The organism is Enterobacter sp. DVT3837, from assembly GCF_056238685.1.
Map to the genome: position 1 here is coordinate 1289597 of NZ_JBWDLA010000001.1, position 19809 is coordinate 1309405.

19 protein-coding genes and 2 pseudogenes are annotated in these 19809 nt (G+C 53.1%); 13 read left to right on the forward strand and 8 right to left on the reverse strand.

Annotated elements, in window-relative coordinates; genetic code table 11:
- Positions 1-58 precede the first annotated feature (58 nt).
- The 10 genes and pseudogenes from mtlD (at position 59) to trmL (ending at position 9471) form a co-directional block, all read left to right on the forward strand.
- The gene (gene mtlD / locus AC0XWG_RS06260) at positions 59-1207 is read left to right on the forward strand and encodes a mannitol-1-phosphate 5-dehydrogenase (protein ID WP_128348975.1); all 1149 of its coding nucleotides are present in this window, start codon (positions 59-61) and stop codon (positions 1205-1207) included.
- A complete protein-coding gene (gene mtlR, locus AC0XWG_RS06265; RefSeq protein WP_028018221.1) occupies positions 1204-1794 on the forward strand; it encodes a mannitol operon repressor MtlR in 591 nt (196 codons plus the stop codon). The genes mtlD and mtlR overlap by 4 nt, the downstream gene beginning before the upstream one ends.
- 58 nt (positions 1795-1852) lie before the next feature.
- Complete coding sequence (locus AC0XWG_RS06270) at positions 1853-2215, forward strand: YibL family ribosome-associated protein (protein WP_024906604.1); 363 nt, start codon at positions 1853-1855, stop codon at positions 2213-2215.
- Between the two features lie 279 nt (positions 2216-2494).
- Positions 2495-3316 (forward strand): annotated as a pseudogene (locus tag AC0XWG_RS06275) (lactate permease LctP family transporter); the annotation flags it as partial.
- Positions 3317-3383: 67 nt separating this feature from the next.
- Complete coding sequence (locus AC0XWG_RS06280) at positions 3384-4388, forward strand: IS110-like element IS4321 family transposase (RefSeq protein WP_000427623.1); 1005 nt, start codon at positions 3384-3386, stop codon at positions 4386-4388.
- A gap of 255 nt (positions 4389-4643) precedes the next feature.
- Positions 4644-5477 (forward strand): annotated as a pseudogene (locus AC0XWG_RS06285) (lactate permease LctP family transporter); the annotation flags it as partial.
- Positions 5474-6247: a transcriptional regulator LldR gene (gene lldR / locus AC0XWG_RS06290; RefSeq protein WP_028017883.1), complete on the forward strand. Its 774-nt coding sequence runs from the start codon at positions 5474-5476 to the stop codon at positions 6245-6247. The pseudogene AC0XWG_RS06285 and the gene lldR, both read left to right, overlap by 4 nt.
- The gene (gene lldD, locus AC0XWG_RS06295; RefSeq protein WP_028017882.1) at positions 6244-7431 is read left to right on the forward strand and encodes a quinone-dependent L-lactate dehydrogenase; all 1188 of its coding nucleotides are present in this window, start codon (positions 6244-6246) and stop codon (positions 7429-7431) included. The genes lldR and lldD overlap by 4 nt, the downstream gene beginning before the upstream one ends.
- 180 nt (positions 7432-7611) lie before the next feature.
- Positions 7612-8952 carry an MFS transporter gene (locus AC0XWG_RS06300; protein ID WP_108089329.1) on the forward strand — a complete coding sequence of 447 codons (1341 nt, stop codon included), beginning with the start codon at positions 7612-7614 and terminating at the stop codon, positions 8950-8952.
- Positions 8953-8997: 45 nt separating this feature from the next.
- Entirely contained in the window at positions 8998-9471 is a 474-nt protein-coding gene (gene trmL, locus AC0XWG_RS06305; RefSeq protein WP_049006964.1) for a tRNA (uridine(34)/cytosine(34)/5-carboxymethylaminomethyluridine(34)-2'-O)-methyltransferase TrmL, read from the forward strand.
- On the opposite strand, the gene cysE is transcribed toward trmL, so the two are convergent.
- The 5 genes from cysE to AC0XWG_RS06330 all read right to left on the reverse strand — a co-directional run bounded on the left by cysE (position 9468) and on the right by AC0XWG_RS06330 (position 12579).
- Positions 9468-10289 carry a serine O-acetyltransferase gene (cysE, locus tag AC0XWG_RS06310; RefSeq protein WP_008502718.1) on the reverse strand — a complete coding sequence of 274 codons (822 nt, stop codon included), beginning with the start codon at positions 10287-10289 and terminating at the stop codon, positions 9468-9470. The two genes, trmL and cysE, sit on opposite strands and share 4 nt — an antisense overlap.
- A 76-nt stretch (positions 10290-10365) precedes the next feature.
- Positions 10366-11385, reverse strand: a complete 1020-nt coding sequence (gene gpsA, locus AC0XWG_RS06315; protein WP_134708576.1) for an NAD(P)H-dependent glycerol-3-phosphate dehydrogenase — start codon at positions 11383-11385, stop codon at positions 10366-10368.
- Positions 11385-11852 carry a protein-export chaperone SecB gene (gene secB / locus AC0XWG_RS06320; RefSeq protein ID WP_003860835.1) on the reverse strand — a complete coding sequence of 156 codons (468 nt, stop codon included), beginning with the start codon at positions 11850-11852 and terminating at the stop codon, positions 11385-11387. The genes gpsA and secB overlap by 1 nt, the downstream gene beginning before the upstream one ends.
- Positions 11853-11884: 32 nt before the next feature.
- On the reverse strand, positions 11885-12136 hold the full coding sequence (gene grxC / locus AC0XWG_RS06325; RefSeq protein ID WP_014068373.1) for a glutaredoxin 3: 252 nt from the start codon (positions 12134-12136) through the stop codon (positions 11885-11887).
- Positions 12137-12147: 11 nt separating this feature from the next.
- Complete coding sequence (locus tag AC0XWG_RS06330; RefSeq protein WP_028017878.1) at positions 12148-12579, reverse strand: rhodanese-like domain-containing protein; 432 nt, start codon at positions 12577-12579, stop codon at positions 12148-12150.
- A 248-nt stretch (positions 12580-12827) separates the two neighbouring features.
- Between AC0XWG_RS06330 and gpmM the strand changes: the two genes are divergently transcribed.
- The 3 genes from gpmM to AC0XWG_RS06345 are packed head-to-tail and all read left to right on the forward strand — an operon-like array spanning position 12828 to position 16601.
- Positions 12828-14372, forward strand: a complete 1545-nt coding sequence (gene gpmM / locus AC0XWG_RS06335; protein ID WP_475680463.1) for a 2,3-bisphosphoglycerate-independent phosphoglycerate mutase — start codon at positions 12828-12830, stop codon at positions 14370-14372.
- A 33-nt stretch (positions 14373-14405) separates the two neighbouring features.
- Entirely contained in the window at positions 14406-15665 is a 1260-nt protein-coding gene (envC, locus tag AC0XWG_RS06340) for a murein hydrolase activator EnvC (RefSeq protein ID WP_475680764.1), read from the forward strand.
- Between the two features lie 3 nt (positions 15666-15668).
- Entirely contained in the window at positions 15669-16601 is a 933-nt protein-coding gene (locus AC0XWG_RS06345; RefSeq protein ID WP_475680464.1) for a divergent polysaccharide deacetylase family protein, read from the forward strand.
- A 36-nt stretch (positions 16602-16637) separates the two neighbouring features.
- On the opposite strand, the gene AC0XWG_RS06350 is transcribed toward AC0XWG_RS06345, so the two are convergent.
- The 3 genes from AC0XWG_RS06350 to AC0XWG_RS06360 form a co-directional block, all read right to left on the reverse strand.
- Positions 16638-17555, reverse strand: coding sequence for a capsular polysaccharide synthesis protein (locus AC0XWG_RS06350; protein ID WP_475680465.1), 918 nt, complete (start codon positions 17553-17555; stop codon positions 16638-16640).
- 18 nt (positions 17556-17573) lie between these two features.
- Complete coding sequence (locus AC0XWG_RS06355; RefSeq protein WP_128348855.1) at positions 17574-18422, reverse strand: glycosyltransferase; 849 nt, start codon at positions 18420-18422, stop codon at positions 17574-17576.
- Between the two features lie 71 nt (positions 18423-18493).
- Positions 18494-19750, reverse strand: coding sequence for an O-antigen ligase family protein (locus AC0XWG_RS06360; protein WP_134708594.1), 1257 nt, complete (start codon positions 19748-19750; stop codon positions 18494-18496).
- Positions 19751-19809 lie beyond the last annotated feature (59 nt).

Consider the following 19809-nt stretch of genomic DNA (forward strand, 5'->3'; position numbering starts at 1 on the left):
TTATGCGGTTCCTCACCCCAGCCCTCTCGGGTAAAAAACATTGATGAAGGTTAACACTATGAAAGCATTACATTTTGGCGCAGGTAATATCGGTCGTGGCTTTATCGGCAAACTGCTGGCAGACGCGGGCATTACACTGACATTCGCCGATGTGAACCAGGTGGTGCTAGACGCCCTGAATGCCCGTCATAGCTACCAGGTACACGTGGTTGGAGAAAACGAGCAGGTTGAAACGGTTTCAGGTGTGAATGCCGTAAGCAGCATTGGCGACGACGTTATCGACCTTATTGCCAGCGTCGATCTGGTGACCACCGCCGTGGGTCCGGTCGTGCTTGAGCGTATCGCTCCTGCAGTGGCGAAAGGCCTCGCAAAACGTAAAGCGCAGAACATTGATACCCCGCTGAACATCATCGCCTGTGAAAACATGGTGCGCGGCACCACGCAGTTGAAAGGCCATGTGCTCGCCGCTGTTGCCGACGAAGATAAAGCCTGGGTTGAAGCGCACGTGGGGTTTGTTGATTCCGCCGTTGACCGTATCGTCCCACCGTCTGAATCCGCCACCCACGACCCGCTGGAAGTGACCGTTGAAACCTTCAGCGAGTGGATCGTCGATAAAACGCAGTTTAAAGGCGCGCTGCCAACCATCCCGGGGATGGAATTAACTGATAACCTGATGGCATTTGTCGAACGCAAACTCTTCACGCTGAACACCGGGCATGCTATAACCGCGTACCTCGGAAAATTGGCCGGTCATCAGACCATCCGTGACGCGATTCTCGATGAGAACATTCGCGCTGTGGTAAAAGGGGCAATGGAAGAGAGCGGCGCGGTGCTGATCAAACGCTACGGTTTTGATGCTGATAAACACGCAGCATACATCCAGAAAATCCTCGGTCGTTTTGAAAACCCGTATCTGAAAGATGACGTTGAGCGCGTTGGCCGTCAGCCCCTGCGCAAGCTGAGCTCGGGCGATCGCCTGATTAAACCGCTGCTGGGCACGCTGGAATACGGTCTGCCGCACGCCAACCTGGTGAAAGGGATTGCCGCCGCAATGCACTACCGCAGCGAGCAGGATCCGCAGGCGCAGGAACTGGCTCAACTGATTGACGATAAAGGCGCGCAGGCTGCGCTGGCGCAGATTTCAGGTCTGGACGCCAACAGCGACGTGGTTGTGGAGGCGGTTAACGCATATAACGCAACCAAATGATGCAGAGTGTGGCGCAGGTAACCCTGCGCCCTGATTACAGATTGTCAGATATGCAGGCAATAATGGAACAAACCCAGGCCTTTGAAAATCGTGTGCTTGAGCGTCTGAATGCTGGCAAAACCGTACGAAGTTTCCTGATTGCCGCCGTCGAGTTGCTAACCGAGGCGGTGAATATCCTGGTGCTTCAGGTGTTTCGCAAAGACGACTACGCGGTAAAATATGCTGTAGAACCGTTACTGGACGGAGACGGCCCGCTGGGCGATCTCTCAGTGCGTCTGAAGCTGATTTATGGCCTTGGTGTGCTGAGCAGGCCAGAGTATGAAGACGCTGAGCTGTTGATGGCGCTGCGCGAAGAGTTAAATCATGACGGTAATGAGTACACCTTTACCGATGATGAGATCCTTGGACCTTTCGGCGAGTTGCATTGCGTCACTGCCCTTCCCCCGGCACCTCAGTTTGATAACAGCGATCCTGAGCTATACGCGATGCAAAAGCTGCGTTATCAACAGGTTGTTCGCTCCACAATGGTCCTCTCCCTGACTGAGCTGATTTCCCGAATCAGCTTAAAAAAAGCGTTTCAGAAGTAAGCCTGCTCACATTGGTGTATCCTTCCCTGTAAATTCCCCGTTTTCAGAGTTATTTGTCATGAAAGAAGTCGAAAAGAACGAAATTAAACGCCTGAGCGACCGTCTGGATCTGATCCGCCACCAGATGGCTGGCCTGTCACTGGTCGATTCCGCCGAGAAGTACGCTGAGCTGGAAAAAGAGGTCGCCACGCTGGAAACCGAAATAGAGCGCCTGCGCGAAGTCAAAGGCCAGAAGCTGAGCAAAGAAGCGCAGAAGCTGATGAACATGCCGCACCGCCGTGCGATCACCAAAAAAGAGCAGGCCGACATGGGCAAGCTGAAGAAAAGCGTTCGTGGTCTGGTGGTGGTGCACCCGATGACCGAGCTGGGCCGTGAAATGGGCCTGAAAGAGATGACGGGTTTTTGTAAGACCGCGTTCTGATCATTCCCCCTCCCCCTGTGGGAGAGCTTCGGGGTGAGGGCATCAGGCTCCACCCCGCTTCAAATTGGCCCAACCAATCCCCTGTTTCTTTCTTCCCCGCTTCACAAATCCATCATTTCTGCTCACAAAACCATTGCCAGCTCATAACATTTGGTTAACCATTCATTGTCATTAACCCTACAACACAACATTGGCAGGACCACTTTTACACAACCTGTGACGCAGAGTTGAGCGGAGACTCACCCGCAGCGCAGGCTGTCTGGTCCCCAGGAGACCTGCATGAGCCTCTGGCAACAAAACTACGACCCGGCCGGAAATATCTGGCTGTCGAGCCTGATCGCATCACTTCCGATCCTGTTCTTCTTCTTTGCGCTGATTAAGCTCAAGCTGAAGGGCTACCTCGCCGCGACGTATACCGTTGCTATCGCGCTGATGGTGGCGCTGTTCTTCTATAAAATGCCGGTCGATCGCGCACTGGCCTCTGTCGTCTACGGTTTCTTCTATGGCCTGTGGCCGATTGCGTGGATCATCATCGCCGCGGTCTTTGTCTATAAAATCTCGGTGAAAACCGGGCAGTTCGACATCATCCGTTCGTCGATTCTCTCGATTACCCCTGACCAGCGCCTGCAGATGCTGATTGTCGGCTTCTCCTTTGGGGCGTTCCTGGAAGGGGCAGCAGGTTTTGGCGCACCGGTGGCGATCACCGCCGCGCTGCTGGTCGGTCTGGGCTTTAACCCGCTGTATGCCGCGGGTCTGTGCCTGATTGTGAACACCGCCCCCGTCGCGTTTGGTGCGATGGGCATTCCAATTCTGGTGGCCGGACAGGTCACCGGGCTGGACAGCTTCGAGATTGGCCAGATGGTGGGCCGCCAACTGCCGTTCCTGACCATTATCGTGCTGTTCTGGATCATGGCGATTATGGACGGCTGGCGCGGCGTGAAGGAGACCTGGCCTGCGGTGATGGTGGCAGGTGGTTCGTTCGCCATCGCCCAGTATCTCAGCTCCAACTTCCTCGGCCCTGAACTGCCGGACATTATCTCTTCGCTGGTTTCGCTGGTTTGTCTGACGCTGTTCCTGAAGCGCTGGCAGCCGGTACGTATTTAATGAGATGGTCACTCCCTCCTTCCCGGTACTATGCTGAGGACAGGCTTTCATTCGGAGAACTATCATGGAAAACATTGCGCTCATTGGTATCGATCTGGGTAAAAACTCTTTCCATATTCATTGCCAGGATCGTCGCGGGAAGGCTGTTTACCGTAAAAAATTTACCCGGCCAAAGTTGATCGAATTTTTGGCGACATGCCCCGCTACAACCATCGCAATGGAAGCCTGTGGCGGTTCTCACTTTATGGCACGCAAGTTGGAAGAGTTGGGGCATTCCCCAAAGCTGATATCACCACAATTTGTCCGCCCGTTCGTTAAAAGCAATAAAAACGACTTTGTCGACGCCGAAGCTATTTGTGAAGCTGCATCGCGTCCGTCTATGCGTTTTGTGCAGCCCAGAACGGAATCTCAGCAGGCAATGCGGGCTCTGCATCGTGTCCGTGAATCCCTGGTTCAGGATAAGGTAAAAACAACCAATCAAATGCATGCTTTTCTGCTGGAATTTGGCATTAGCGTTCCCCGAGGAGCTGCCGTTATTAGCCGACTGAGTACCATTCTTGAGGATAATAGTTTGCCTCTTTACCTCAGCCAGTTATTGCTGAAATTACAACAGCATTATCACTATCTTGTTGAGCAGATTAAAGATTTGGAATCCCAGTTGAAACGAAAGTTGGACGAAGATGAGGTTGGACAGCGCTTGCTGAGCATTCCCTGCGTCGGAACACTGACAGCGAGTACTATTTCAACTGAGATTGGCGACGGGAAGCAGTACGCCAGCAGCCGTGACTTTGCGGCGGCAACAGGGCTTGTACCTCGGCAGTACAGCACGGGAGGTAGGACGACATTGCTGGGAATTAGTAAGCGAGGTAATAAAAAGATCCGAACTTTGTTGGTTCAATGTGCCAGGGTATTCATACAAAAACTGGAACACCAGTCTGGCAAATTGGCCGATTGGGTCAGGGATTTACTGTGCCGGAAAAGCAACTTTGTCGTCACTTGTGCTCTGGCAAACAAGCTGGCCAGAATAGCCTGGGCCCTAACGGCACGACAGCAAACTTATGTAGCATAACGGCAGAAATACACCGGTTTAAAGAATTACTGATCTGGTTTTGCGAATACTGATATTGATGATACTAACGGCCCACCGGCCTGTTGAGGAACCTGTAAAACGGAAAGGCTCATTGAAGCCGTATATTTTCTGGAGGTTCATCAGGCGCGGAACTCATCAAGGCGCGGGAATAAAATCCCATTCAGACGCCGGATAGATTCAAGCAAGCCAACTTGTCGTCAAAATCGGTGTTGCAAAAACGGGAGTGACCATAGATTCCGTTTTGCCGATATGGGCGCCTCGCAGGTTGATCAAACCCTGGCGCGTACAGGCTATACGGCAGGACAGGTGATCCGTGCCTGGTCGCCGTTCCTGTTCCTGACCGCAACGGTGACGCTGTGGAGCATCCCACCGTTTAAAGCCCTCTTCGCACCGGGTGGCGCACTGTACGACATGGTGATTAACATCTCCGTGCCGTTCCTCGACAAGATGGTCGCCCGTATGCCGCCAGTGGTCCACACCGCAACGCCGTATGCCGCGGTATACAAATTCGACTGGTTCTCCGCGACCGGTACGGCGATTCTGTTCGCCGCTATCCTTTCTGTTGTCTGGCTGCGCATGAAGCCTGTCGCTGCAGTACAGACCTTTGCGGCGACCATTAAAGAGCTGATGCTGCCGATTTACTCCATCGGCATGGTGCTGGCGTTCGCGTTTATCTCGAACTACTCCGGCCTGTCATCGACGCTGGCGCTGGCGCTGGCCCATACCAGCCACGCCTTCACCTTCTTCTCGCCGTTCCTCGGCTGGCTGGGGGTGTTCCTGACCGGTTCAGATACCTCGTCTAACGCCCTGTTTGCTGCTCTGCAGGCAACGGCGGCCCAACAGATTGGTGTGTCAGATGTCCTTCTGGTGGCAGCTAACACCACTGGCGGCGTGACCGGGAAAATGATCTCCCCGCAATCTATCGCCATTGCCTGTGCTGCGGTGGGACTGGTGGGTAGAGAGTCGGACCTGTTCCGCTTTACCGTGAAACACAGCCTGATATTCACCTGCATGGTCGGGGTGATCACCACCCTGCAGGCCTATGTCTTAACCTGGATGATTCCATGATAGTGATGCCCAGACGCCTGTCCGACGAGATCGCCTCTCGCGTGCGGGCGCTGATTGAAGAACAACAGCTGGAAGCGGGCATGAAATTGCCCGCCGAACGCCAACTCGCCGCCCAGCTGGGTGTATCACGTAATTCGCTGCGTGAGGCACTGGCGACACTGGTCAGCGAAGGGGTACTGGTAAGCCGCCGCGGTGGTGGCACGTTTGTCCGCTGGCAGCATGATGACTGGTCTGAGCAAAACATCGTTCAGCCGCTGAAGACGCTGATGGAGAACGACCCGGACTACAGCTTTGACATCCTTGAAGCGCGCCACGCCATCGAAACCAGTACCGCCTGGCATGCAGCCATGCGGGCAACCGAGGCCGATAAAGAGAAGCTAAGAGCCTGTTTTGAGGCCACGCAAAGCAGTGACCCGGATATCGCCTCCCAGGCGGACGTGCGCTTTCACCTGGCGATTGCCGAGGCATCACACAACGTGGTTCTGCTGCAGACCATGCGCGGTTTCTTCGACTTGCTGCAATCCTCCGTGAAGCAGAGCCGCCAGCGTATGTATCTGGTTCCACCGGTGTTTGCCCAGTTGACCGAACAACACGAGGCGGTGCTTAACGCCATTCTGGCCGGTGATGCCGAGGCCGCGCGAAAAGCGATGATGGCGCATCTGGGCTTCGTACACACCACCATTAAACGATTCGATGAAGATCAGGCCCGACAGGCGCGTATTACCCGTCTGCCTGGCGACAGTGATATTTCCAGGGAGAACAAAGCATGATTATTTCAGCAGCCAGTGACTATCGCGCCGCGGCGCAGCGCATTTTGCCACCTTTCCTGTTTCACTATATCGACGGCGGGGCCTATGCCGAGCACACCCTGCGTCGCAACGTGGAAGACCTGTCGGAAGTGGCTCTGCGCCAGCGCGTGCTGAAGAATATGTCTGACCTGAGCCTTGAGACGAAATTGTTCAATGAAACGCTCTCAATGCCGGTCGCCCTCGCCCCCGTAGGCCTGTGTGGCATGTACGCCCGTCGTGGCGAAGTACAGGCGGCCGCGGCTGCAGATGCCAAAGGCATTCCGTTTACCCTCTCCACCGTTTCCGTCTGCCCGATTGAAGAAGTCGCTCCAACCATCAAGCGCCCGATGTGGTTCCAGCTGTACGTTCTGCGCGATCGCGGGTTTATGCGTAATGCGCTGGAGCGTGCCAAAGCGGCGGGCTGCTCAACGCTGGTCTTTACCGTCGATATGCCAACCCCCGGCGCACGCTACCGTGATGCTCACTCAGGCATGAGCGGCCCGAATGCCGCCCTGCGCCGTTACTGGCAGGCGGTGACGCATCCGCAATGGGCCTGGGATGTCGGTCTGAACGGACGTCCACACGATCTGGGCAACATCTCGGCTTACCTTGGTAAACCTACCGGGCTGGAAGATTACATCGGCTGGCTGGCAAATAACTTCGACCCGTCCATCTCCTGGAAAGACCTGGAGTGGATCCGCGATTTCTGGGACGGCCCGATGGTGATCAAAGGGATCCTCGACCCGGAAGATGCCCGCGACGCGGTACGCTTTGGCGCTGACGGGATTGTGGTTTCTAACCACGGCGGACGCCAGCTTGACGGTGTGCTCTCTTCCGCACGAGCCCTGCCTGCCATTGCCGATGCAGTGAAAGGCGACATCGCTATCCTGGCTGACAGCGGCATCCGCAGCGGGCTGGACGTGGTGCGTATGATCGCGCTGGGCGCTGACAGCGTACTGCTGGGGCGTGCGTATCTGTATGCGCTGGCGACGGCGGGCCAGGCGGGTGTGGCAAACCTGCTGAACCTGATCGAAAAAGAGATGAAGGTGGCGATGACGTTAACTGGCGCGAAAACGATTAGTGAAATCAGTAAGGATTCCCTGGTGCAGGAGTTAAGCAAATTACCGGCGGCGCTGGCTCCGCTTGCTCAGGGAAACGCAGCCTGAGTCTTCCCCATTAACACCTCTTTTTCACGCGCCCGATTCCCCCTCGGGTGCTTTTTTATGCCAAAAATAACATCCAGATAACATATTGGATAAGAAAATTTGACATCAACCTGCCGCGCGCAATTGTATAGACAAGCAAATACAAGAACACAAAAACAACATCACATCAGAGGGGAGCGTATGACATATTCAGGTAAGGTGGATATTCAGCAGGTGATCGATGAGAGTCCCTTTTCAGGGTTTCACTGGCTTCTTATCGTGCTGGGCTTTCTGGTTCTGGCGATCGATGGTTTTGATACGGCGGCGATGGGTTACATCGCGCCTACGCTGTCGGCAGAATGGGGGATACACAAACAGGATCTGGGGCCGGTGCTGAGCGCAGCGCTGCTGGGGCTGTCGTTGGGGGCACTTATCGCCGGTCCGGTATCGGACCGGATGGGACGCAAACGCGTACTGGTCTTTTCGTGTCTGTTCTTCGGTCTTGCGAGCCTGGGAACGGCCTGGGCGCAAAGTCTGAATACGCTCACGCTGTGGCGCTTTTTGACGGGTCTGGGCCTCGGCGCTGCAATGCCTAACGCCATCACGCTGATCTCCGAGTTTGCCCCCCAGCGCTGCCGCGCCATGGCGATTAACACCATGTACTGCGGCTTCCCTCTGGGTGCGGCTGGCGGCGGCGCGATCTCTTCCTGGCTTATCCCCCACCACGGCTGGCGAAGCGTGCTGCTGACCGGCGCGATTGCTCCGCTGATTTTAACGCTGCTGCTGGCGCTGCTTTTACCGGAGTCAGTGAAGTTTCTGGTTCAGCGCGGGAAAGACGTCATGCAGATCCGCCGTATCGCCAGCCGGTTCGCCCGCAGCACGCTGGAGAGTGCCACGGGCTTTTTCCTGGCGGAGGAGAAAGTCGTGTCTAAAAAAGGGAGCGTGGCGCAGTTGTTTTCTATGCCCTGGCTGCCCGGTACCCTGATGCTGTGGGTGACCTATTTTATGGGGCTGGTCATTTACTACGTCCTGCTGAGCTGGATGCCGACGCTGATGCAGGGGATGGGTTATGCTCTGGCGGAATCCGCCTGGCTCACCTCGCTGTTCACCTTCGGCGGTACCGCAGGCATTCTGCTCGCGGGCTGGATGATGGACCGCTGGGAAGCGCACAAGGTGGTCGCAGGGGGATTTGTCCTGACAATGGTACTGATCCTGTTACTCGGCCTTGAGCATAACCATATCGCCCTGTTTGGCGGGTTGATTTTCCTGATGGGGATCGCAATGAACGGTGCGCAATCGGGCATGCAGACCCTGGCCGCGACCTTTTACCCTACCGAGTGCCGCGCGACGGGTATCGCCTGGATGCAGGGCATCGGCCGCTTTGGCGGGGTGGCGGGAACCATGACCAGCGCTCAGCTTCTTTCCATGCAGTGGCAGGCAGACAGTATTTTAATGATCCTCAGCGTACCCGCCCTGGTGGCCGCTGCGGCAACCGTCTACAAAATGCTGTATAGCCGCTCGCAGGAACCCGGCGTCGCGTAGTTCCTCTCTTTTCTGCTATTCTGCCCCCGCAATTAAGGGGGCAGAATGCTTAACATCGTTTTATTCGAACCAGAAATCCCGCCGAATACCGGCAATATCATCCGCTTGTGTGCAAACACCGGTTTTCGCCTGCATATCATTGAACCAATGGGTTTTACGTGGGACGACAAACGTCTGCGGCGCGCGGGGCTGGATTATCATGAATTTACTGCCGTGGTGCGTCATCATGATTACGCCGCGTTTCTGGAAAGCGAAAAGCCACATCGTATGTTCGCCCTGACCACGAAAGGGACGCCTGCACACAGCGCGGTGAGCTATCAGGAAGGGGATTATCTGATGTTTGGCCCGGAAACCCGTGGCCTGCCCGCAATCATCCTGGACGCCCTGCCCGCAGAGCAAAAAATCCGTATTCCAATGATGCCGGACAGCCGCAGCATGAACCTGTCAAATGCGGTGTCAGTGGTTGTGTATGAAGCATGGCGCCAGTTGGGATACCCGGGCGCCATTCTCAGAAGTTAAATACCGTCCCCATACTCGAAAGTATGGTGGATACCGTTGAAGTGCTGATCCATATCCATTGACGGTTTATCGCTGTCTGGCTTGCCGACAATACGTGCCGGTACGCCAGCGGCGGTGGTGTGCGGCGGAACTGGCTGAAGCACGACTGAACCCGCACCAATCTTCGCCCCGCGCCCTACTTCGATATTCCCGAGGATCTTGGCACCTGCGCCAATCATCACCCCTTCACGGATCTTCGGGTGACGATCGCCGCTGGTTTTGCCCGTACCGCCCAGCGTGACCGATTGCAGAATAGAGACGTCATCTTCAATCACCGCCGTTTCACCGACAACAATGCCGGTGGCATGGTCGAGCATAATCCCACGGCCAATTTTCGCCGCCGGGTGGATATCAACCTGAAAGGTTACAGACACCTGGTTTTGCAGGAAGATGGCCAGCGCGCGGCGGCCTTCGTTCCACAGCCAGTGACCAATGCGGTAGGCCTGAAGCGCATGGAAGCCTTTAAGGTACAGCAGCGGTGTAGAGTATTTATCGACAGCCGGGTCACGCGTGCGCACAGCCTGGATATCACAGGCGGCAGAGGCGATCATTTCCGGATCTGCGGCGTAGGCCTCTTCTACCACTTCGCGAATGGCGATGGCAGGCATAATTGAGGAGGCCAGTTTGTTGGCAAGCATATAGCTCAGGGCGCTGCCGAGGTTTTCGTGCTTGAGTAGCGTCGCGTGGTAGAAACTGGCCAGCATAGGCTCGCAGTCGGCCAACGCCCGGGCTTCGGCTTTAATATTGTTCCAGACGATATCCAGTTCTTCACACGGCATTGCTTACTCCAGACGTAATAGTACGATCGGCCAGTCTCTGCTGGCCGTATCGTTGGGTGACAACGGTTCCCTGCGACTAGTTGCTGCTGCGCTCGTCCTTGCGCGCACGACCTAATAAGGTCAATGCTGCCTCGCGCGCATTTTTTCCGCAATACAATACCTGATAAATTTCCTCGGTTATTGGCATTTCAACGCCAAACCGATGGGCAAGTTCGCGAACTTCTTTGGTATTGCGGTAACCTTCAACCACCTGACCAATCTTCTCCTGCGCGCCTTTTACATCGCTGCCCTGTCCGAGCATCATGCCAAAGCGGCGGTTACGAGACTGGTTGTCGGTACAGGTCAGCACCAGGTCGCCCAGACCTGCCATCCCCATAAAGGTCTCCGGATCGGCACCCAGTGCCGCTCCCAGACGGGACATTTCTGTCAAACCACGGGTGATCAACGCCGTACGTGCGTTGGCACCAAAACCAATGCCGTCTGACATCCCGGCACCAATCGCAATCACGTTCTTCACCGCACCGCCCAGCTGCACGCCGATAAAATCGGGGTTGCTGTAGACGCGGAAGCTCTTGCCGCAGTGCAGCAGCTGTTGAAGATCGTCGGAGAAGGCCTGATCGGTTGAAGCCAGCGAAATCGCTGTTGGCAGGCCAGCAGCCAGCTCTTTGGCAAAGGTCGGGCCGGAGATGACCGCCAGCGGAATAGTATCGCCCAGCGCTTCGCGGGCAACGTCCTGCAGCAGACGCCCGGTTTCGGCTTCCAGTCCTTTCGTCGCCCATACAATACGTGCATCCGGACGCATCAGCGGCTTGATCTGGCGCAGCACTTCGCCAAAGACATGGCTTGGCACCACAATCAGAATGTTGCGGCTGGCTGCCAGTGCAGTCGCAAGATCGCTTTCCAGGTGCAGGGTGTCTGGGAACGGAACGTCAGGGAGAAACGCCACGTTGCAGCGGTCATGTTGCAACGTCGCGATATGTTTTGGATCGTGGCCCCACAGGACCACATCGTGACCATTTCTTGCCAGTGTGATGGCAAGAGCGGTGCCGTATGAGCCGGCACCGATCACAGTCATTGACGCATTAACAGTGCTCATCAGGCATCCTGATGTTGTTCAGCACCTTCGCCAGCTTGCTGCTGCAGATAGTTCATGAACAGCGCATCAAAGTTTACTGGCGCAAGGTTCAGTTGCGGGAATGTACCGCGAGAAACCAGGCTGGTGATGCATTCACGCGCATACGGGAACAGGATGTTCGGGCAGTATGCACCCAGGCAATGCGCCATCTGGTTGCCTTCAATGCCGCCGATGGAGAAGATGCCGCCCTGCTGTACTTCACACAGGAAAGCCGTTTCTTCGCCCAGAGAAGCGGTAACAGTCACACGCAGTACGACTTCATACACATCATCCGCCAGTTGGGTGGATGCGGTATCCAGATCAAGTTTAACCTCTGGCTGCCAATCTTTCTGGAAAACGTGTGGCGCATTTGGCGCTTCGAAAGAGACATCCTTGGTGTAGATGCGCTGGATCTGGAAAGTCATTTCGGTGTTGTTTTGTTCTGACATGGAAAAACCCTTTTTAATTGTCCTAAAGTCTCTTAGCGCAGCAGGGGATCGAGTCCACCACGTGCGTCGAGCGCATACAAGTCATCACAGCCGCCAATGTGCTGCGCATCAATAAAAATCTGCGGAACCGTCGTGCGACCACTACGTTGAATCATCTCTTCGCGTTTTGTCGCGTCACCATCGATTGGCAATTCCTGGAACGTGACGCCTTTGCTGTTAAGCAGTGCTTTCGCACGATGGCAGAACGGACAGGTTGCTTTGGTGTAGATCTCAATATTGGCCATCACTGAACTCCTTATTTACCGCGAACCAAAGGAAGATTTTCCCCGCTCCAGCCGGAAATACCTTCTTTCAGTACCGTTACGTTTTCGAAACCTGCTTTGTGCAGTGCGTTAGCCGATTCCTGCGCCTGCATGCCAGTACCATCCACGACGATAATTGGCTGGGCTTTATGCTTTTCCAGCTCACCAACGTTGTTCGCTTTGATTTCAGCAGGCAGCAGGTTGATAGAACCTGCGATGTGGCCTTTGCGGAAATCATCACGCTGACGGAGATCGACAACCACAGCGTCTTCTTTGTTGATCAGGCGCGTGGCTTCACCACGGGTGATCACCTTAATTTTAGACGTCAGCCCTTTAAAGGTAGTGAACAGCACAGCGGCCAGCAGGCCAATCCACGCGATGCTCAGAACCGGGTGGCGGCTAACAAATTGCATAATTTCTTGCATGGGGGGTAACAACTCCCGACTAAGTGATTAAAAAAACCAGGACAGGAGTATACCTGTGCGTTGTGGCAAATACAGCCAGCGACATTAAGCTAATCCATTTTCTGAGGCATGCCACGAAAAAAAAGCCTCAAAATGACCAGAGAAGCGCCTTACCCCTACGCATTCTTTGATCTTCTGCGGCTATTTGATCGATTCAGCTGTAGTAAAATTACGCAAATTTTTCGTCTCTTGAGCATGAGGTTGTCGCAATGTCGGTTTCTAAAAAACCTATGGTACTGGTGATTCTGGATGGCTATGGCTACCGTGAAGATCAACAGGATAACGCCATTTTCAACGCCAAAACCCCGGTCATGGATGCACTGTGGGCAAAACGTCCCCATACCCTGATTGACGCATCCGGCCTGGAAGTCGGTCTGCCGGATCGCCAGATGGGTAACTCCGAAGTGGGTCACGTGAACCTGGGCGCGGGCCGTATCGTGTATCAGGATCTGACCCGCCTGGACGTTGAAATCAAAGAACGTACCTTCTTCTCCAACCCTGTTCTGTCTGGCGCGGTAGATAAAGCCGTGGCTGCAGGCAAAGCCGTTCACGTCATGGGCCTGCTCTCTGCTGGCGGCGTTCACAGCCACGAAGATCACATCATGGCGATGGTTGAACTGGCCGCTGAGCGCGGTGCGGAAAAAATCTATCTGCACGCCTTCCTGGACGGTCGCGATACGCCACCACGCAGCGCTGAAGGTTCGCTGAAAGCCTTCGAAGACAAATTTGCCGCATTAGGCAAAGGCCGTGTGGCGTCCATTATTGGTCGTTACTACGCGATGGACCGCGACAATCGCTGGGATCGCGTTGAACAGGCCTATGACCTGATGACCCTGGCAAAAGGTGAGTTCCAGTTCGCCACCGCTGTTGAGGGTCTGGAAGCCGCTTACGCGCGTGATGAAAACGACGAATTCGTGAAAGCGACCGTCATTCGTGCTGAAGGCCAGGCTGATGCCGCCATGGAAGATGGCGACGCGCTGATCTTCATGAACTTCCGTGCTGACCGCGCGCGTGAAATCACCCGTGCGTTCGTTAACAGCGATTTCGACGGTTTTGCCCGTAAGAAAGTGGTCAACCTCGATTTCATCCAGCTGACTGAATACGCGGCAGACATCAAAGCCCCATGCGCATATCCACCAGCCTCGCTGGCCAATACTTTTGGTGAGTGGATGGCGAAGAACGACAAAACGCAGTTGCGTATTTCCGAAACTGAAAAATACGCACACGTGACCTTCTTCTTCAACGGCGGCGTTGAAGAGCCGTTCAAAGGCGAAGACCGTATTCTGATCAACTCGCCGAAAGTGGCCACCTACGATCTGCAGCCAGAAATGAGCTCTGCGGAACTGACCGAAAAACTGGTTGCGGCCATCGAGAGCGGCAAGTACGACACCATCATCTGTAACTACCCAAATGGCGATATGGTTGGCCATACCGGGGTCATGGAAGCGGCGGTAAAAGCAGTTGAAGCGCTGGATCACTGTGTTGATCAGGTCGCGAAAGCCGTTGAATCTGTTGGTGGTCAGCTCCTGATCACCGCTGACCACGGTAACGCTGAACAGATGCGCGACCCGGCAACCGGCCAGGCGCACACTGCCCATACCAACCTGCCTGTTCCACTGATTTATGTCGGTGATAAAGCCCTGAAAGCAGTGGAAGGCGGCAAGCTTTCTGACATCGCGCCAACCATGTTGTCGCTGATGGGTATGCCGATCCCTGAAGAGATGACTGGTAAGCCGCTGTTCATCGTGGAATAATCGCTCCCCATGAGGGGAAAGGCGATTTTTTCAATCACATGGGTCGTGAAGCCGCTTAGGTTATCAGTCAGACCTCTGTTTTACGCCAGCGCACTCAGCGCTGGCGTATTGCTGTGCGCCGCATCCGCCCACGCGGATGACCGCGACCAGCTCAAATCTATTCAGGCCGATATCGCCGCCAAAGAGCGTGCGGTACGTCAGCAACAACAGCAACGCTCCGCACTACTCGCCCAGCTTAAACAGCAGGAAGAGGCGATCTCCGCCGCCACGCGTAAACTCCGTGAAACACAAAACACCCTCGCCCAGTTGAATAAACAGATCGACGAGATGAACGCGTCGATTGCCAAACTGGAACGTCAGCGTGATGCGCAGGAACGCAACCTTGCAGCGCAGCTTGATGCCGCATTCCGCCAGGGTGAGCACACCGGCCTTCAGCTAATCCTCAGCGGTGAAGAGAGCCAGCGCGGTCAGCGCCTGCAGGCTTACTTTGGCTACCTGAACCAGGCGCGTCAGGAGACTATCGCGCAGCTGAAACAGACGCGCGAAGAGGTCACCACGCAAAAAGCCGAGCTGGAAGAAAAGCAGAGCCAGCAGCAGACGCTGCTCTACGATCAGCAGGCCCAGCAGGCAAAACTCGAGCAGGCACGTAACGAGCGTAAGAAAACGCTTTCTGGCCTTGAGTCCTCCATTCAGGAAGGGCAGAGCCAGTTGAGCGAAATGCGTGCCAACGAATCAAAACTGCGCAACAGCATCGCCCGTGCGGAAGCCGCAGCGAAAGCACGCGCCGACAAAGAGGCCTGCGAGGCGCAGGCCGTTCGCGACAAACAGCAGGAAGCATCCCGCAAAGGGACAACCTACAAACCAAGCGAAAGCGAACGTTCCCTGATGTCGCGAACCGGTGGTTTGGGCTCTCCTCGCGGCCAGGCGTACTGGCCCGTACGTGGTTCAATTCTGCATCGTTATGGCGAACAGCTGCAGGGTGAGCTACGTTGGAAAGGGATAGTTATCGGTGCGTCTGAAGGTAGCGAAGTGAAAGCCATTGCCGATGGCCGCGTGATTCTGGCCGACTGGCTGCAGGGTTACGGGCTGGTGGTGGTGGTCGAACACGGTAAAGGTGATATGAGTCTTTACGGCTACAACCAGAGCGCACTGGTCAGCGTCGGCACGCAGGTGCGCGCCGGCCAACCCATCGCCCTTGTGGGCAGCAGTGGCGGTCAGGGCCGCCCGTCACTCTATTTCGAAATTCGTCGCCAGGGTCAGGCGGTCAATCCACAACCGTGGTTGGGAAGATAAGTTTTGCTTCAATTTCGTCGAATTGTTTTCTCCGTCGCCAGCGTACTGGCGCTGGCTGCACCGGTATACGCCGGTAAACTCGCCATTGTGATTGATGACTTCGGTTATCGTCCGCAAACTGAAAACCAGGTGCTGGCCATGCCGTCAGCCATCTCTGTTGCCGTCCTGCCCAATGCGCCGCACGCGCGCGAAATGGCGACCAAAGCCCATAACAGTGGACATCAGGTTCTCATCCATCTGCCGATGGCACCGCTCAGCAAGCAGCCACTGGAAAAAGATACCCTGCGCCCGGATATGAGCAGCGATGAGATCGAGCGCATCATCCGCGACGCATACAACAAAGTGCCGTATGCCGTAGGGCTGAACAACCACATGGGCAGCGCGATGACATCGAGCCTGTATGGGATGCTCAAGGTGATGCAGGCGCTGGAGCGCTACAACCTCTACTTCCTCGATAGCATGACGATTGGTAACAGCCAGGCGATGCGCGCCGCTCAGGGAACAGGTGTGAAGGTGATTAAGCGCAAGGTATTCCTGGATGATACGCAAAACGAAGCGGACATTCGCGTGCAGTTCAATCGTGCCGTACAGCTGGCCAGACGCAATGGTTCAGCTATTGCTATTGGTCACCCGCATCCGTCTACCGTCCGTGTTCTGCAACAGATGCTGCCGACATTACCGTCTGACATCACGCTGGTACGCCCGAGCGACCTGCTGAATGAACCGCTGGTGGACACCTCTACACCGAATTCTGCCCAGCCCGCTCCGACAGCTCCACGTAATCCGTTCCGCGGCGTGAAGAGTTGCAAACCAAAACAGCCGCCAGCGCCGGTCTACGCGACCCGCTTCTTCTCGGTGATTGGCGAAAGCATTGGAGAAAGCACGCTGGCGAAATACGTTCAGCAGCAATGGCAGGGATGGGGTAAGAAATCCTGATAACAAAAAGCCACCTTGCAGAAGGAGCCTTTTCTCTTACTCCAGATGGAAGGTACCATCAAGGATCTTGCTGTACACGGTTGGCTGACCGCTGTCCGAAGTGCGGTAAGATTCTTTATAAGATAATTTATAAATTCCGGTATTATCTTGTTTAAATTTTTCTATTAACTCAATAGAGCATCTATTGTTCATATTATGCTTAAGTAAGAAGCGTCTTTCCCCCAGAACAGGCTGTGCAAAAATAATTTTTTGAGCAATCGAGTCTTTCTCTAAGTAATAGCAAAAAACATAATCCATCAAAAAATAATCAATAGCCACATCATATTTTTGCCAGTATTTTATAAGGGTATTCATTATACAACCGATCAAGTAATCATTTTTTTTGGATGCAAGAAAATAAGTTGTCCAAAAACCATTACTGATGGACGCATAATTGTCCGGATGATTAAAACGCAACGAGCAAAATGACAGATCAAGGAGAGAAGGGGATAATTTTCGAGTCAAGAATATAGTAGCATCAAGCCAAACACCACCGTATTCATGAAGCAAACAACAACGCAATACATCCGAAAAGTGAGCTTTCCCAATTAATCCAGAATTATATTTCTCAATGATATCAGAAGGTAGAGAAAGATAATTTGAGAAATTTTTATCAGTGATAATGATGACTTTAAACTCATCAGTATGTTTATAAACAGATGCAATACAACGTTTCACTAACTCAGGTGCACTCTCCAGCCCCTGAAACCAGCAAATCCAGATGATACGCGATTGCATCGGTTCCGTTACGTCTAAATCCTCAGACTGAACCTTCAGATCATCAATAACACTAAAAATCATCTCTTTTTTCTTCTGTTCGAAATGACTTGCCGCACGCTGAAAAAGAGAAAGACCCGTTTTTTTGTGCCAACGATGTGTTTTCTTGATAAGTTTGTTCGTTACATTGATATTCATCATTTCACCTAATCAAATTCAGAACAACTCTTTTAACGTACGGCGGAATAGTTTCATTCTTAGCTTCGCGTCTTTTTTATGTCCACGTAATAAACAGTTCATACGTGTAGATTTAAAACCGCGAAACGACATAAGTTGAAAAAGATTATTACTGCGCGTAATCTCAGACATATGCTCACGATATTTAAAATACAGCTTCCGGTAAGCATTATATTTTTTAATTTGCGAGGTAATTCGGTTACTGCCGTGCTCAGCATCCACCATGGCAGTGCTAAAACTGTATTTAATACCAGGACCATATTTCAGGATTAATTTAATCCAGACATCGCGATCCTGCTGTTGTTTAATCTCAGGGGAAAAACCACCCACGCCAGACAGTTTCTCTTTTGTTGTTAGTACCTGATTACCCACCACGTTTTCACAGAGGATATCCTGTAAACCAATTATTCTTTTATCGTTGGTATCTGGATAGGTGCGGTGAGTTTTGTCCAGTCGGGCAGGCGTATCCGTGACAAAGGCATAGTTTTCATCGTAGCGCGAAACCAGCTTTGATAAACGCTCAGGGAGGAAATAGTCGTCGTCATCCAGACCGGTGACAAACACGCCGTGCGAGAGTGCGTAACCCCGGTTGCGGCTGAAGTTGGAACCGCTGTTCTTCTCATTACGTTCGTAGGTGAAATGCACGAAGCGCGCTTCACACTCCGCGCGCATACGCTCAATAAGTTGCGCGGTTTTTTCATTAGAACAGTCATCAACAATAACCAGTTCTACCGCAGGATATGTCTGAGCGATAACTGAACGAATTGCGCGTTCCAGCAACTCCTCTCTGTTGTAAGTAGTGATGATTACTGAAATCAGTTCGTTCATGGCGGGCTCGTCTGGTAAAAGATATTTCTCCATCGGGAGAATACCTTTTTCCCGATGGAGAATCAAAATGATTACTTAATGACCGTTCGATGTTTGTTTTGTTCCAGGAAAACGATCGACATTATAAGTGTCAGCATCCAGGCTACAGGTGTTGTTTTAGAATAGAACATTACGCCGCCCACTCCAAACATAACTATCGAAACGAGGAAAGCGAAAAGAATAATACTTTTACGTTTACACAGTGCATACCAGCCAAGCGATATTACAAACAGGATATAAAGAATAACGCCAGAAGGGCCTTTTACAGAGAGTGTTTCAACAATTTCATTATGAAGATGACCACGGATGTGATCCAGCGCGCCTGACAGGCTTGGATCTTTATTAACTTCTTCGACAATCTTTACGTTTCGCTCATCAGTAGACTGCCATAAATAATTATTTTTAGACGCCGCTAATCCCACCTTCCACATAGCGAAACGTGCACCAACAGACGTGGCACTGTTCGCTTTATCATAGGAAACGATGTCGCTATTAAAGTCATGATAACGCTGAATCAGGCTGTCCTTCATCATAAATGCGCCAGCCAACAATGCAATCAGGAAAACAGAAACCCCTTTCCACGGGATATGCTTTTCCTTGTACAGCTTCACCACCAGCAAACCGAAGAAAATAATCGGATAGGTCAGAATGGCGGCACGCGTTTCTGTCGCCACCAGTACCAGGAAGGTAATAAAAAAGTGCCCAAGGATAAACAGCTCTTTCCATCTGCTTGAACTGTGTTGTAGCACCAGAATCGTGTAGAACGAGATAAATGCAATGGTATAAGCAGCCCCTGTCGCATCCGCACCACCAGCAAGGGAGAGCGTTACCCTTTGGTTTTCAAGAAACAGATGTTGGTACCCGGCGTAGGCAACGATCATCAATTGCAATGCGATGACCAGTAACATATGGATCTTATTGCAGCCTACTTTGAGCTGATTACGGTTTACAAACACAAAAATGGAGAAAGCCCCAAACAGGCAGATTTTCCCGACTTCCAGGTAAGCGCGATACGAGTTGATCGCTTCGCTATCAACCTTATACATCCGGTACCAGATCAGATCGCAAACCCCGATGATCAGCAGAACCAGACAAAGCCAGAATGCATCATTCTTTCTGAAGTTTTTAATATCCAACAAGAAAATCACTAATGCGGTTATACCCGCCAGCCCCAAAATTTTCGCGGATAAATTAGGTGAAACCACGACGCAACCAAAAGCAAGCGCGCACAGTCCGAAGAGTAATTGCAACAATGCAAACTGGACCTTATCTCGTTCTACATTAATCATCATCATTCCATTTACTAAAAGTAAAGCAGGCTAGCACACCGCTAAAAACAAGTTTATCG

Coding starts and splice junctions, on each gene's coding strand:
- mtlD (WP_128348975.1), top strand. CDS start 59: ATGAAAGCATTACATTTTGGCGCAGGTAATATCGGTCGTGGCTTTATC.
- mtlR (WP_028018221.1), top strand. CDS start 1,204: ATGATGCAGAGTGTGGCGCAGGTAACCCTGCGCCCTGATTACAGATTG.
- AC0XWG_RS06270 (WP_024906604.1), top strand. CDS start 1,853: ATGAAAGAAGTCGAAAAGAACGAAATTAAACGCCTGAGCGACCGTCTG.
- AC0XWG_RS06280 (WP_000427623.1), top strand. CDS start 3,384: ATGGAAAACATTGCGCTCATTGGTATCGATCTGGGTAAAAACTCTTTC.
- lldR (WP_028017883.1), top strand. CDS start 5,474: ATGATAGTGATGCCCAGACGCCTGTCCGACGAGATCGCCTCTCGCGTG.
- lldD (WP_028017882.1), top strand. CDS start 6,244: ATGATTATTTCAGCAGCCAGTGACTATCGCGCCGCGGCGCAGCGCATT.
- AC0XWG_RS06300 (WP_108089329.1), top strand. CDS start 7,612: ATGACATATTCAGGTAAGGTGGATATTCAGCAGGTGATCGATGAGAGT.
- trmL (WP_049006964.1), top strand. CDS start 8,998: ATGCTTAACATCGTTTTATTCGAACCAGAAATCCCGCCGAATACCGGC.
- cysE (WP_008502718.1), bottom strand. CDS start 10,289: ATGCCGTGTGAAGAACTGGATATCGTCTGGAACAATATTAAAGCCGAA.
- gpsA (WP_134708576.1), bottom strand. CDS start 11,385: ATGAGCACTGTTAATGCGTCAATGACTGTGATCGGTGCCGGCTCATAC.
- secB (WP_003860835.1), bottom strand. CDS start 11,852: ATGTCAGAACAAAACAACACCGAAATGACTTTCCAGATCCAGCGCATC.
- grxC (WP_014068373.1), bottom strand. CDS start 12,136: ATGGCCAATATTGAGATCTACACCAAAGCAACCTGTCCGTTCTGCCAT.
- AC0XWG_RS06330 (WP_028017878.1), bottom strand. CDS start 12,579: ATGCAAGAAATTATGCAATTTGTTAGCCGCCACCCGGTTCTGAGCATC.
- gpmM (WP_475680463.1), top strand. CDS start 12,828: ATGTCGGTTTCTAAAAAACCTATGGTACTGGTGATTCTGGATGGCTAT.
- AC0XWG_RS06350 (WP_475680465.1), bottom strand. CDS start 17,555: ATGAATATCAATGTAACGAACAAACTTATCAAGAAAACACATCGTTGG.
- AC0XWG_RS06355 (WP_128348855.1), bottom strand. CDS start 18,422: ATGAACGAACTGATTTCAGTAATCATCACTACTTACAACAGAGAGGAG.
- AC0XWG_RS06360 (WP_134708594.1), bottom strand. CDS start 19,750: ATGATTAATGTAGAACGAGATAAGGTCCAGTTTGCATTGTTGCAATTA.